This window comes from Streptomyces anthophorae, from assembly GCF_049310305.1.
In the GTDB taxonomy this organism is placed as follows: Bacteria; Actinomycetota; Actinomycetes; order Streptomycetales; family Streptomycetaceae; genus Streptomyces.
Genome location: NZ_JBLWQQ010000001.1, coordinates 615,170 through 627,782 on the forward strand (window position 1 = coordinate 615,170; position 12,613 = coordinate 627,782).

Sequence of the window (12,613 nt, forward strand, 5' to 3'; positions counted from 1 at the left end):
ACCGAGTTACATTTTTTACTTGGTGAACCTCACGGCGTGACGATCGAGAAGTCCCGGTCGCCGGGGTCGAGCACCGCGGCGAGCCGACTGAGCGTTGACGCGTCGCCCTGGACCTGGACGCCTGCCCGCTCGAGCCCCTCGGGGGTCAGGCCGGTGGCGGCCAGTGCGGACAGGGACTGGACCTCGCCGGTGAGGGAGACATCGGCCGCGGTCTTCTGGGACGCGGAGCTGTAGGTGAGCACGCCGTTGGCGAGGCGGAGCCGGTAGCGCTCGTCGATGTCTGTGAGATGGACGTCGATGCTGAGCTTCTCGTTCCAGGCTTTGGGGCCGTCGATCTGGATGGCGATGGCGTCGAACAGCATCGTCGGGCCGAGGTTCGCGATCACGTCGGCCGACGCGGCAACGGTAGGGGTACCGAACTTGCCGTCGCGCAGTTCGGTGGCGCCGGAGAGGTAGAAGTTGCGCCAGGGGCCGTTCTCGGCGCCGTAACCGAGCTGTTCGTAGGTGTCGGCGAGCAGTTCGCGCGCCGCCGCGTGGTCGGGCTCGGCGAAGACGACGTGGCTGAGCACCTCGGCCGCCCAGCGGTAGTCGCCCGCGTCGAAGGAGCCGCGCGCCTTGTCCACGACGGTGTCGGCGCCGCCCATGAACTCGACGTAGCGCTTGCCCGCCTCGACGGGCGGGTGCTGCCACAGATGGGCCGGGTTGCCGTCGAACCAGCCCATGTAGCGCTGATAGATGGCCTTGAGGTTGTGGCTGACGGAGCCGTAGTAGCCGCGCGCGTTCCAGGCATTCTCCAGGGCGGGCGGCAACTCAAGGTGTTCGGCGATCTCAGCTCCGGTCCAGCCCTTGTTGATCAGACGGAGCGTCTGGTCGTGGAGGTAGCCGTACAGGTCGCGCTGGCTCTCCAGGAACTCGACGACGCGGTCCTGGCCCCAGGTCGGCCAGTGGTGCGAGGCGAAGACGACGTCACTCTTGTCGCCGAAGAGGTCGATGGTCTCGGTGAGGTAGTGCGACCAGCCGTGCGGGTCGCGGACGACGGCACCACGCAGGGTCAGCAGGTTGTGCAGGGTGTGCGTGGCGTCCTCGGCCGCGCACAGCGCCCTGAAGTCGGGGAAGTGGATCAGCATCTCCGAGGGTGCCTCGGTGTCGGGCGCCATCTGGAAGACCATGCGCACCCCGTCGACGGTCTCCTCGTGGCCCGTCGTCATGATGGACAGGGTCGGCGGGATCAGCGTGACGCCGCCGGTCGAGGTCGTCTGCCCGAGCCCTGCGCCGACCTGCCCCTGCGGGCCGCGGGCGAGCGCCGCGCCGTACATGTAGGCGGCGCGGCGGGCCATGGCGGTGCCCGCGTACACGTTCTCGGCGACGGCGTGCTCGGTGAAGCCCTCGGGCGCGATGACGGGTACGCGCCCGGCGTCGACGTCCTCCTGCGTGGTGACACCCTTGACGCCGCCGAAGTGGTCGGCGTGCGAGTGGGTGTAGATCACGGCGGTGACCGGACGCTCGCCGCGGTGCTCGCGGTACAGGTCGAGCGCCGCCGCGGCCGGTTCCTTCGACAGCAGGGGATCGATCACGATCACACCGGTGTCGCCCTCGATGAACGTGACATTCGACAGGTCGAGACCTCGCACCTGATAGATGCCCTCGACAACCTCGAACAGGCCCTGTTCGGCGCAGAGTTGGGACTGCCGCCACAGACTGGGGTTCACAGTGTCGGGGGCGTCACCGTTGAGGAAGGCGTACGTGTCGTTGTCCCACACGACACGCCCGTCCTCGGCGGTGACCGCGTTCGGCGCACGCCGGGCGATCAAGCCCCGCTTCGCGTCCTCGAAGTCCTGGGTGTCGGAGAACGGGAGGCGCTCGCGGACTTCCGCCTGCTGCTGAGTGACGGACGGCTGCGCGGCCTTGGGTGTCGAAGTCATATCGACAGATTCACACCTTTGTGCCCCGATTGCATGGCACGACGCGCGCTCTCAGCCAGTCGCCGCACAACCAACGCTTGTGCTGCTGCGCCATGTTCGTTGTTTGATCCCCGCGCCCTGCGACGGCTTGGATGACGGTCATGCCCGAACAGGACCGCCTCTACGTCCGCACCCCCGAGTTCACGCGCGTGGCCGAGCGCATCGAGTACGTCACCTCGCTGACGTCACGGCTGAATGTGCTGCCCTTCGACGACAAGGCCGCACGCGCGGCACTGCTGTGCGACATCTTCGGACGGCCGATGCCCGAATCCGCCACCGTCTATCCGCCCTTCTACACGGACTTCGGACTCCGCACCGAGTTCGGCGAGCACGTCTTCGTGAACCAGAGCTGCACGTTCCTGGACCAGGGAGGGATCAGCCTCGGCGACGGCGTACTGATCGGGCCGAAGACCAATCTGATCTCCGCCAACCATCCGATCCGCGCGTCCGAACGCCCCGAGTTCTACACGCGGGCGCCCATCACGATCGGGGCCGGCGCATGGCTCGGCGCGGCGGTGACGGTGCTGCCCGGTGTCACGATCGGCCACGGTGCCGTGGTCGGCGCCGGCGCCGTGGTCACCAAGGACGTACCACCGAACACGCTGGTGACAGGCCCCGCGGCGGCCCCGCGCAAGCACTGGCACGACTGAAGCCCGGCGGCGTCTACGCGCGCTCGCTCCCCGTGACCGTGATGCGGAAGGCGGGGTGGTCGGCCGGGTCCGGCAGCGCCGCGAAGGTCTTGGCGACGTTCGGGAGCTTGCCGAACTCCCGCAGATAGGCCTCCATGAGCGCCGGGAGTTCGGACGGGTCCACCTCGACCGCCGTGAACTGCTCGACGCGGCCGCCCCGGGTGAGGCGGCCCGACGCGTGGGCGCGCAGATTGCGGGACCACTCGGTGTCGCCGTAGGCCGCCAGCAGGTACTCCGCACCCTCGTGGTCGAGCACGGCCACGGGGGTGGACCGCCAGGCGCCGGTGGTGCGCCCGGGGACCGACAGCAGGCTGACCACCTTGGGCTTGACCAGGCGGGCCATCCGTCCGCCGATGACGCGCGCCGCCCAGGGCGGGCGCAGATAGTTCCGGGTGGACATGGTGGGACCTCTTCTTCTCCGACAAGTGTCCTGTGACGCCCCCTCGCCCCTCCAAGAGTAGACACCTAATGCTTAGACATCAAACGATTCGATCCCGCTGCTAAAGTTGTGCCATGCAGCAGCCCTCCTCCCCGCCCCTCGGTCTCCAGCTCAGTCAAGCCGCCCGCACGGTCAGCCGGGCCTTCGAGGAGGCACTGGAGGAGGCCGACGGCTCACTGCCGGTGTGGCTGATCCTGCTGAACCTGAAGACCGGCCGCCCCGCCAACCAGCGCCGGCTGGCCGAGGCGGTCGGCGTCCGGGACGCGACCCTCACGCACCACCTGAACGCGATGGACAAGCGCGGCCTCATCACCCGGCGGCGCGACACCGCGAACCGCCGCATCCACGTGGTGGAGCTGACGGAGGCGGGCGAGGAGGCCTTCACGCGCATGCGCAAGGCGGCGACCGCCTTCGACCGCGGCCTCAACGCCGGTCTGTCGGACGCCGACCGCGCCGAGTTGAGCCGACTGCTGCGACACCTCGCCCGGAACGTGGGCACCGAGGAGGCGTGAGGGGCGGCGCCCTTCGGGGCCCGGTCTAGAGCCCGACGTCGCGGCTGCGGATGTCCTCCAACGACTCGCGGCGCACGAGCAGTCGGGCCCGGCCGTCGCGGACGGCGACCACCGGCGGGCGGCCGACCGCGTTGTAGCCGGAGGCCATCGACAGGTGGTAGGCACCGGCCACCGGCACGGCGATCAGGTCGCCCGCCCGCACGTCGGCAGGGAGCCGGGCGTCCGGGGCCAGCACGTCCCCGGCCTCGCAGTGCCGGCCGACGACCGTGACCGGGGCCGTGTCCGCACTTCCCCGGCGCCCCACCAGGCGGGGCGCGTAGCGCACCCCGTACAACGCGGGCCGCGGGTTGTCGCTCATGCCGCCGTCGACGGCGACGAAGGTGCGCCCACCGGTGCGCTTGACGGACACCACGCGGTACAGGGCGACTCCGGCGGGCCCCACGACGGCCCGACCCGGCTCCACGAGCAGGCGCGGCACGGTGAGCCCGGCCGCCGCACACGCCTCGGTCAGCTCCCCGCGCACCTTGCGGGCCAGGCGCGGGAGGTCCATCTCGGGCTCGCCGGGACGGTAGGCGATGCCATGACCGCCGCCGAGATCCAACTCCCGGAGCACGAGGCCGTGTTGCTCCTTCAGCCGGGCCATCAGCCCCACCATGCGCCGCACCGCCGCCAGGTACGGCTTGACGTCGGTGATCTGGGAGCCCAAGTGGCAGTGCAGTCCGGTGAGTTCGAGTTGCGGCTGGTCGAGGATGCGGGCGATGGCGTGCTGGGCGTAGCCGTCGCTGATGGACAGGCCGAACTTCTGGTCGTCGGTGCCGGTACGGATCTTGTCGTGGCCGCCCGCGCTGATGCCGGGGACCACGCGGACCATCACCCTCTGGTGCCCTTCGGGGCCGACCGCCGCCGCGATCCGGGCGATCTCTGAGGGGCTGTCGATGACGATGCGGCCGACGCCGTACCAGAGGGCCCGCTTCAGGTCGTGCGGCGTCTTGGCGTTGCCGTGCAGGACGATCCGGTCGGCGGGGAAGCCCGCGGCGACGGCGAGTTCCAGCTCGCCCGCGGAGCACACGTCGAGCCCGAGTCCCTCGTCCGACACCCAGTGCGCCATGGCCCGGCACAGGAAGGCCTTGGCCGCGTAGTGGACCTCGGCCTCGGGGAAGGCGTCGCGGTAGGTGCGACAGCGGCGGCGGACCTCGCCCTCGTCGAGGACGTAGACCGGTGTGCCGTAGCGGCCCGCGACCTCCGCGAGGGACACCCCGCCGACGCGCGCGTCGCCGGGGTGCGGTTCGGTGGTGGAGTGTGGCCAGACCGACGGGTCCTCGGCGCTCGCGATGGAAGGAACGGTTTCGTGAACGGTGGTCATGGTGTCGTCGCCCCTCAGCCGATCCAGTACGACAGCGCCATGACGAGGGCCGCGACGCCGGCGCCCCGGAGCGTGCCGGCCGTGCGCACGTTCCGCGTGCGGGGGCGCGGGGCGGGCGCGGAGAGCTGCGGGTCCACCGTGACGGTGGCGGCGCCGAGCGGCGCGGCCATGTCGCGCAGGGCGGGCTCGGCCAGCCGAACCCACGGCTGGCCCGCGCCGAGGGTGACGGTCAGCGCACGCTCGGAGGTGAAGCCGACGGCCGTTCGGTCACCGAGCGGGGTGCGGAACAGGCGGGCGGCGTACCCGAGCGGGCCCGGCCGGACGGGAACGTAGAGGGGCCCGGCCGGAAAGGGTTCGGAGGGTTCCGGGTCTTCGTCGCTCACGGGTTGTGCCATGGAGTGTCTCCTGGAGAGTCCGAGAATGGTGGCTCACCAGGGACGCTAGGCCCCTCTCCCCCGTCATCGGCCCGTCCTGACGGGACGCTGACGACACCGGCAACGATGCTGACGCGCTGCTGACGGGCCCGAGTTCGGCGACCCCGACCGGCAGCGCTACCGCCCCTCCCACACCGGTTTCCGCTTGTCCAGGAACGCCGCCACACCCTCCGCGAAGTCGCGGCTGCCGTAGACGCGGGCGTAGAGATCCTCGGCGTGGCCGGGGGCCGAGGCGGCCAGGACGCGGCGGTCCGCCTCCTTCAGGGCCGCGAGGGTGAGCGGGGCGCAACGGGCGATGTCCGCGGTGAGTTCCGTGAGGCGTGTGTCCAGGTCTGCCGGGTCGACGACGTCCGCCACGAAACCGGAGTCGTGCGCCTCCGTCGCCGTGATCAGCCGTCCGGCGAGGAGGGCCCGCAGTACGCGGGCGCGGCCGAGGCCCGCGTAGAGGCGGGACATCATGGCGGGGGAAAGGCAGTTGCCGAGGGTGCGGCCGATGGGGGCGCCGAACACCGCGTCCGGGGTGCACAGCACCACGTCGCAGCAGCTCGCGAGCGCGCTGCCCGCACCGACCGCCGGGCCTTCGACCGCGCCGACGAGGGGCATGCGCAGCCCCGCGAGCCGGTCGACGGCGAGGCCGACACGGCGCTCGTAGGCCACGCCGTCCTCGCCGCTCGCGACGTCGCGGAACTCGCGGATGTCGGTGCCCGCCGCGAACGCGCGCCCGCCCGCGCCGCGGAGCACGGTCAGCCGGATGTCGGGGTCGGCGTCGATCTCCTGGCAGGCGCGTTCCAGTTGGTCGTACATGCGCAGGGTCAGCGCGTTGCGCCGGTCCGGGTTGTTCAGGGTGAGGTGGGCGGCGTAGGTGTGGGTTCCGGGGACCGCGTGGCGGGTCCAGGTGACGGAGCCGCCGTGCGCGTCGTCGTCCGGCGTCAACTCCGGCTCCTTTCCGAGGAGTTCCTCGTTGTGCTCGCCGAGTACCGGCGGGTGGCGGCGCAAGGTCGCCGGGGTGCGGGCGAGTTTCACCGGGAAGCCGACGACGCGGCTGCGGCCGTCGACCGGGTGGTCGTACTCCTCGACCATGCGGCGGGCCCTCGCGTGCGGGTCGTGGTCGAGGATCTGCCCGTAGTCGAGGATCGGGCCCGCGGGGACGCCCGCGTCGAGGAGCCGGGCCACGCACTCCTCGGTGCTGGTCGCCGCGAGGCGGCCTTCGAGGAGGGCGATCAGTTCGGCGCGGTGGCCCATCCGGTCGGTGTTGGTCGCGAACCGTTCGTCGTCCGCGAGGTGGTGGAGGTCGAGGGCCTCGCACAGCCGCAGCCAAAGGCGTTGGTTGTTGGCGGCGATGGTGGCGTGGCCGTCCTTGGTGCGGACGACCTGGTAGGGCGCGGACATGCGGTGCGCGGAGCCGAGGCGCTGCGGGGGCTCACCGCCGGAGAAGTACTCGACGGACTCCCACACCGACATCGCCAGCACCGCTTCGTAGAGCGAGGTCTCGAGGTACTGCCCCTCCCCCGTGCGCAGCCGGTGCACGTGCGCGGCGGCGATGCTCAGCGCGCAGAGCATGCCCGCGCCGAGGTCGGCCACCGGAAGCCCGCACTTGACCGGCGGCCCGTCCGGGTCGCCGGTGACACTGACGGCGCCCGCCATGCCCTGCGCGATGAGGTCGTAGCCGGGCCGGTCGGCGTACGGGCCGTACTGGCCGAAGCCGGAGATCGACGCGTAGATGATGTCGGGCCGGACCGCGCGAACGGCTTCGTAGCCGACACCGAGGCGGTCGGTGACGCCGGGCCGGAAGTTCTCCACGACGACGTCCGCGTCGGCAACGAGCCGGAAGAACGCGGCGCGGTCGGCGTCGGTGCGCAGATTGAGGGTGACACTTCGCTTGTTGCGGTTGAGGGCGTGGAAGGCGGGGGTGTCGCTGCCGGGACGTGGTGTGCCCATGGAGGTGCGGGTCTGGTCGCCGCCCTCCGGTGACTCGATCTTGATGACGTCCGCGCCGAGGTCGGCGAGCAGCATCGTGCAGTACGGGCCCGCCATGACCTGTGTGAGGTCGAGGACGCGGACGCCGTCCAGCGCACCTGCGGTGACGGTCATCGCAATGCCTCCCGGATCAGCTGGAGCGGGTGCACCGCCGTGCGCTCGGTGCCGTGCTGGATCTGCTGGCGGCAGGAGACACCGGTGGCGGCGACGAGGGTGTCCTTCGCCTCGGCCCTGACCGCCGGGAAGAGCCGGTCCTCGCCGACCGCCATGGACGTCTCGTAGTGCTCGGCCTCGAAGCCGAAGGAGCCCGCCATCCCGCAGCATCCGGCGTCGAGTTCGACGACCTCGGCGCCCGGGATGCGCTTCAGGAGCGCGACGGTGGCGGCGGTGCCGACCTCGGCCTTCTGGTGGCAGTGGCCGTGGAAGAGAATGCGGCGGCCCGCGGGCCCCGTGTCGTCGCGCAGCTGGAGTCTGCCGTCGTCGATGGCTTCGGTGAGCAGCTCCTCCAGTTGCTTCACCCGTCCTGAGACCTCGGCGACGGCCGGGTCGCCGGGCAGCAGGGCGCGGTGTTCGTCGCGCAGGGTCAGCAGGCAGGAGGGTTCGCAGCCGACGACGGGCCCGTCCCCCGAGTCCGCGAGGCGGTGCACGAGATCGCCGGCCTGGGCCTTCGCCTGGTCGAGCAGCCCCTTGGAGAAGGCGGCGCGGCCGCAGCAGCCGCCGCTCTCCAACCGCACGTGCCAGCCCGCCCGTTCGAGGAGTTCGACGGCGGCGCGGCCGACGTCCGGGTCGGTGTAGGTGGTGAAGGAGTCGGCGAGGAGGGTGACGGTGCCCTGGCTGCCCGCCACGGTCCCCGGCCTGCGGCGGAACCATGTCACGAGGTTGCGGCGGGCGAACACGGGCAGCGGCCGGGCACTGGCGATGCCGAGACCACGCTCCAACAGCCGTCTGGGCAGCGGCAGATTGGAGAGCGGGGCGGTCGCGGACCCCAGCCGGTTGAGGCGGCGGACGGCGCCGAACACCCGCGAACGCAGTGGTGTGCCGTGCCGCTCATGGTGGTGGGCCAGGGTCTCGGCCTTGAGCGTGGCCATGTCGACGCCGAGGGGGCATTCGCTCTTGCATGCCTTGCACATCAGGCAAAGGTCGAGGACCTCGTGCAGCCCTTCGTCGCCGAGCGCCACCTTCGGGTCGGATTCGGAGAGCGCCTTGACCAGCGCGTTGGCCCGGCCGCGCGTGGAGTCGTGTTCGTGCTTGGTGACCATGTACGAGGGGCACATGGCGCCCGCGTCGCTCTTGCGGCACAGGCCGATGTTCATGCACCGGTCGGCGGCGCCGCGCATGTCACCGCCTCCGACGACCTCGAAGTCGAGGTGGGTACGCAGGGGCGGCGCGGGCGGCAGCGCCGCGTCGCGGAGGTGTTCGGTCATCGCCGGGGCGTCGACGATCTTTCCGGGGTTCAGCCGGTTCTCCGGGTCGAAGAGGCCCTTGACCTCGCGCATCGCCTCGTACAGGTCGTCGCCGTAGAGCTCACGGTTGAACTCGCTGCGGGCCAGGCCGTCGCCGTGCTCGCTGGAGTTGACGCCGCCGTACTCCCGTACCAGCTCCTTGATCTCCTCGGCGACCGCCCGCATCGTCGTGACCTGGGCGGGGTCGGCGACGTCGACGAAGGGCCTGATGTGCAGGCAGCCGACCGAGCAGTGGCCGTAGAAGCCGGCGTCGAGGCCGTGCCGGTCCAGGACCTGCTTGAAACGGCGGGTGTAGGCGGCGAGGTGCCGCGGGTCGACCGCGGTGTCCTCGATGAAGGCCAGCGGACGCCGGGTGCCCTCGCTCGCGGCCATCAGCAGGCCGAGGCTGGACTTGCGGACCTTGAGCAGCCCGGACTGCTGGGCTGGGGTGACGGCCTGGAGGGTGTGGTAGCCGTGGCCGTGCCGCTTCCACAGTGCGGTCAACTCCTGGAGGCGCCCGGCGAGTTCGGCCTCGTCGTCGCCGGTGAAGCTGACGAAGAGCAGGGCCTCCGGGTCGCCTTCGAGGATGCTGCCGAGCGAGGCGTACTCGATCTTCTGCCGGGAGAGGTCGAGGATCGTGCGGTCCATCATCTCGACGGCGGACGGATCGAGGCCGAGGGCGTCCTCGGTGGCCTCGACGGCCCCGGCGACGGAGGTGAAGTGGCCGACGGCGATGACCGTCCGGGCGGGTTTGGGGACGAGGTCGACCAGGGCGCGGGTGGCCACGACGAGGGTGCCTTCCGAGCCGACGACGAACTTCGCGAGGTCGAAGGGGGCGTCGCCGCCGGAGTCGGCCAGCCGGTCCAGGCGGTAGCCGCCGGAGCGTCGCCAGTAGTCGGGGAAGTCCGTGGCGATCGAGGCGGCGTGCGCGTCCACGATCCTGGGGAGCTCGCGGTAGAGCCGCCCCTCCAGGGTGTCGAGTCCTGCGCGGCGGGCGCGCTCCGCCTCGTCGACGGGGGCGAGGCGGGCCGTGGTGCCGTCGGAGAGGACGACGTCCAGCTCCCGTACGTGGTCGATGGTCATGCCGTAGCGGATCGAGCCACTGCCCGCGGAGTTGTTGCCCGCCATGCCGCCGATGGTGGCGCGGTTGCTGGTGGAGGTGTCCGGGCCGAACATCAGGCCGTGCGCTGCGGCGGCCCGGTTCAACTGGTCCTGGACGACGCCCGGTTCGACGAGCGCGGTGCGCGCGTCGGCGTCGAGGTCGAGGATGCGGTGCATGTGCCGGGAGAGGTCGAGGACGAGGCCGGGCCCCACGGTCTGCCCGGCCAGACTGGTCCCGGCACCCCGGGGCACGAGCGGCACACCGTGCTCGGCGGCGGCCGCGACCGCGGCCCGTACGTCGTCGGCGTGGCGGGGGAAGACGACGCCCTGCGGTTCGATCGCGTACATGCTGGCGTCGCGGGAGAACAGGTGCCGGGTGTAGTCGTCGAAGGCGACCTCGCCGTCGAGGTCCCGGCGCAGCGCGGCCTCCAGGTCGCGGGCGGTGGCACGGACCTCGCTGGGGACCTCACTGGGGGCCGTCATCGCAGCACGTCCAACGCCGCTTCGAGGCCTCCGCGCCGGATCGGGACACCCGCCAGTTCGAGGCCCATCTGCACGCCGGAGAGCGTGCCCGCGAGCGTCAGATCGTTGAAGTTGCCGAGGTGACCGATGCGGAAGACCCGGCCGGCGAGCTTTCCGAGTCCGGAGCCGAGTGACATGTCGAAGCGCTCCAGGATGATCTTTCGGAGCTTGTCGGCGTCGTGCCCTTCGGGCATCAGGACGGCGGTGAGCGAGCCGGAGTGCTCGCGCTCGTCCGCGCACAGCACCTCGAGTCCCCAGCCCCGCACCGCGGCGCGGGTGGCGGCGGCATGCCGGGTGTGCCGGGCGAACACGTTCGTGAGTCCCTCCTCCTCCAGCATGCGCAGCGCCTCGTCCAGGCCGTAGAGCAGGTTGGTGGCCGGGGTGTACGGGAAGGCGCCCTTGGCGTTGGCGTCGATGACCGGCTGCCAGCGCCAGAACGAGGCGGGGAGCCCGGCCGTCCGGGAGGCGGCGAGGGCCTTCTCGCTCACGGCGTTGAAACTGAGGCCCGGCGGCAGCATCAGCCCCTTCTGCGAGCCGGCGACGGTGACATCGACGCCCCACTCGTCGTGCCGGTAGTCGATGGAGCCGAGCGAGGAGATGGTGTCGACGAACAGCAGCGCGGGGTGGGCCGCCGCGTCGATCGCGGCGCGCAGTTCGGGGATGCGGCTGGTGACGCCGGTCGATGTCTCGTTGTGGACGACGCAGACCGCCTTGATGCGGTGATCGGTGTCCGCGGCGAGCCGCTCGGCGAGCGCGTCCGGGTCCGCGCCGTGCCGCCAGTCGCCGGGGATGGCGTCGGTGTCCGCGTCGAGGCCGAGCCCGCGGGCCATCTCGCGCCAGAGCACGGCGAAGTGCCCGGTCTCGAACGACAGCACCCGGTCACCGGGACTGAGGGTGTTGACCAGCGCGGCCTCCCAGGCGCCGGTGCCGGACGCGGGGTAGACGACGACGGGCCCCGAGGTGCCGAACACCGGCTTCAGGGCGGCCAACAGACGCTTCGTCAGCTCGGCGAACTCCGGGCCGCGGTGGTCGATGGTGGGCGCCGCCATGGCGCGCAGGACCCGGTCGGGGACGTTGGTGGGGCCGGGGATCTGTAGGAAGTGGCGGCCGGTGCGGAGCGTCATGCGGTCGACTCCTCAAGGGTGTTGTGCCGTGAGGCGGCACGCCGTACCGTTGAGCGGCACATGGAGCGTAGGCTTCCCGTCGCCGACGCGTCAACGGCCGCGCAAGGGCCGCCGGGCGGGATCAACGGCCGCACAGGGGGCACGGGTTGGGGTCAGCGAAGCCGCACAGGGGACACCGGTTGGGGTCAACGAATGCGTGAGGACTCGCGATGATGCAGAACGTGGCGAACACTCTGCGGGCACTGGAGGAGGTGGCCGCCCGGCAGCCCGTCGGCGTCGCCGACCTGGCCAGGGCCCTCGATCTGCCGAAGAGCTCGGTGCAGCGCTCGCTCGTCACGCTGCACACCACGGGCTGGATCCGCCCCGCCGGAGGCACGCCCACCCGCTGGGTGGTCACCACCAAGGCGCTGCACGTCGGACGGCACGCCACGGACGAACTGGGGCTGCGTGACGCGGCGCTTCCGGTGATGGAGGAGCTGCGTCGACGCACGGACGAGACGGTTCACTTGGCGGTCCGTGAGGGCGGGAAGGTGCTGCTGGTCGAGCGTCTGCAGACGTCCAAGGCCGTGCGCATCATCCTGCCCCTCGGCCAGGATCTGCCGATGCACGCCTCGGCCAACGGCAAGGCGGTGCTCGCCGCCGACCCCGACGACGCGGTCGAGCGCTACCTCGACGAGGGACTCCCGCGCTACACCGGCACCACCGTCACCGACCGGGAGCAACTCCTCGCGGAGGTACGGGAGATCAGGGCGCGCGGCTACGCGACGAACTCGGGCGAATGGCGCGTGGACGTCTCGGCGGTGGCCTCGGCCGTACTCGGCGCGGAGGGCCTGCCGGTGGCCAGCGTCAGCGTCAATGTGCCGACGAGCCGGATGACCGAGGACGCGGTCGCCACCTTCGGTGGCCTGGTGCGGGAGGCGGCGCGACACATCAGCGCCCGAATCTCCTGACGCGCAAGGTGTCTTGACGCGCCATCAGAGGCCTTCCATACTCTCGCCCCAACCCGAAACGCAGATTCCGGATTCCGGAACGTCCTGAATGTGTGGTGA

Annotated in this window: 10 protein-coding genes; 3 read left to right on the forward strand and 7 right to left on the reverse strand. The window is 71.4% G+C overall.

What is annotated here, in order from left to right; genetic code table 11:
- Positions 1-29: 29 nt before the first annotated feature.
- The gene (locus ACNYS0_RS02705) at positions 30-1,922 is read right to left on the reverse strand and encodes an alkyl/aryl-sulfatase (protein WP_422470999.1); all 1,893 of its coding nucleotides are present in this window, start codon (positions 1,920-1,922) and stop codon (positions 30-32) included.
- A 140-nt stretch (positions 1,923-2,062) separates the two neighbouring features.
- On the opposite strand from ACNYS0_RS02705, the gene ACNYS0_RS02710 reads away from it, so the two are divergent.
- Positions 2,063-2,611 carry a DapH/DapD/GlmU-related protein gene (locus ACNYS0_RS02710; RefSeq protein ID WP_422471000.1) on the forward strand — a complete coding sequence of 183 codons (549 nt, stop codon included), beginning with the start codon at positions 2,063-2,065 and terminating at the stop codon, positions 2,609-2,611.
- Between the two features lie 13 nt (positions 2,612-2,624).
- On the opposite strand, the gene ACNYS0_RS02715 is transcribed toward ACNYS0_RS02710, so the two are convergent.
- On the reverse strand, positions 2,625-3,050 hold the full coding sequence (locus ACNYS0_RS02715) for a nitroreductase family deazaflavin-dependent oxidoreductase (protein ID WP_422471001.1): 426 nt from the start codon (positions 3,048-3,050) through the stop codon (positions 2,625-2,627).
- Between the two features lie 113 nt (positions 3,051-3,163).
- On the opposite strand from ACNYS0_RS02715, the gene ACNYS0_RS02720 reads away from it, so the two are divergent.
- Complete coding sequence (locus ACNYS0_RS02720) at positions 3,164-3,601, forward strand: MarR family winged helix-turn-helix transcriptional regulator (RefSeq protein ID WP_422471002.1); 438 nt, start codon at positions 3,164-3,166, stop codon at positions 3,599-3,601.
- 25 nt (positions 3,602-3,626) lie between these two features.
- On the opposite strand, the gene lysA is transcribed toward ACNYS0_RS02720, so the two are convergent.
- The 5 genes from lysA to ACNYS0_RS02745 form a co-directional block, all read right to left on the reverse strand.
- A complete protein-coding gene (gene lysA, locus ACNYS0_RS02725) occupies positions 3,627-4,964 on the reverse strand; it encodes a diaminopimelate decarboxylase (RefSeq protein ID WP_422471003.1) in 1,338 nt (445 codons plus the stop codon).
- Between the two features lie 14 nt (positions 4,965-4,978).
- Positions 4,979-5,359 carry an SAV_915 family protein gene (locus ACNYS0_RS02730; protein ID WP_422471004.1) on the reverse strand — a complete coding sequence of 127 codons (381 nt, stop codon included), beginning with the start codon at positions 5,357-5,359 and terminating at the stop codon, positions 4,979-4,981.
- A 156-nt stretch (positions 5,360-5,515) separates the two neighbouring features.
- The gene (locus tag ACNYS0_RS02735; RefSeq protein WP_422471005.1) at positions 5,516-7,489 is read right to left on the reverse strand and encodes an enoyl-CoA hydratase; all 1,974 of its coding nucleotides are present in this window, start codon (positions 7,487-7,489) and stop codon (positions 5,516-5,518) included.
- The gene (locus ACNYS0_RS02740; RefSeq protein WP_422471006.1) at positions 7,486-10,401 is read right to left on the reverse strand and encodes an FAD-binding and (Fe-S)-binding domain-containing protein; all 2,916 of its coding nucleotides are present in this window, start codon (positions 10,399-10,401) and stop codon (positions 7,486-7,488) included. The genes ACNYS0_RS02735 and ACNYS0_RS02740 overlap by 4 nt, the downstream gene beginning before the upstream one ends.
- On the reverse strand, positions 10,398-11,564 hold the full coding sequence (locus tag ACNYS0_RS02745) for a pyridoxal-phosphate-dependent aminotransferase family protein (protein WP_422471007.1): 1,167 nt from the start codon (positions 11,562-11,564) through the stop codon (positions 10,398-10,400). The genes ACNYS0_RS02740 and ACNYS0_RS02745 overlap by 4 nt, the downstream gene beginning before the upstream one ends.
- 212 nt (positions 11,565-11,776) lie before the next feature.
- On the opposite strand from ACNYS0_RS02745, the gene ACNYS0_RS02750 reads away from it, so the two are divergent.
- A complete protein-coding gene (locus ACNYS0_RS02750) occupies positions 11,777-12,514 on the forward strand; it encodes an IclR family transcriptional regulator (protein WP_422482431.1) in 738 nt (245 codons plus the stop codon).
- Positions 12,515-12,613 lie beyond the last annotated feature (99 nt).

What these genes read in the sequence shown, in the direction of transcription:
- ACNYS0_RS02705 (WP_422470999.1), bottom strand. Translation starts at nt 1,922, where the DNA reads ATGACTTCGACACCCAAGGCCGCGCAGCCGTCCGTCACTCAGCAGCAG.
- ACNYS0_RS02710 (WP_422471000.1), top strand. Translation starts at nt 2,063, where the DNA reads ATGCCCGAACAGGACCGCCTCTACGTCCGCACCCCCGAGTTCACGCGC.
- ACNYS0_RS02715 (WP_422471001.1), bottom strand. Translation starts at nt 3,050, where the DNA reads ATGTCCACCCGGAACTATCTGCGCCCGCCCTGGGCGGCGCGCGTCATC.
- ACNYS0_RS02720 (WP_422471002.1), top strand. Translation starts at nt 3,164, where the DNA reads ATGCAGCAGCCCTCCTCCCCGCCCCTCGGTCTCCAGCTCAGTCAAGCC.
- lysA (WP_422471003.1), bottom strand. Translation starts at nt 4,964, where the DNA reads ATGACCACCGTTCACGAAACCGTTCCTTCCATCGCGAGCGCCGAGGAC.
- ACNYS0_RS02730 (WP_422471004.1), bottom strand. Translation starts at nt 5,359, where the DNA reads ATGGCACAACCCGTGAGCGACGAAGACCCGGAACCCTCCGAACCCTTT.
- ACNYS0_RS02735 (WP_422471005.1), bottom strand. Translation starts at nt 7,489, where the DNA reads ATGACCGTCACCGCAGGTGCGCTGGACGGCGTCCGCGTCCTCGACCTC.
- ACNYS0_RS02740 (WP_422471006.1), bottom strand. Translation starts at nt 10,401, where the DNA reads ATGACGGCCCCCAGTGAGGTCCCCAGCGAGGTCCGTGCCACCGCCCGC.
- ACNYS0_RS02745 (WP_422471007.1), bottom strand. Translation starts at nt 11,564, where the DNA reads ATGACGCTCCGCACCGGCCGCCACTTCCTACAGATCCCCGGCCCCACC.
- ACNYS0_RS02750 (WP_422482431.1), top strand. Translation starts at nt 11,777, where the DNA reads ATGCAGAACGTGGCGAACACTCTGCGGGCACTGGAGGAGGTGGCCGCC.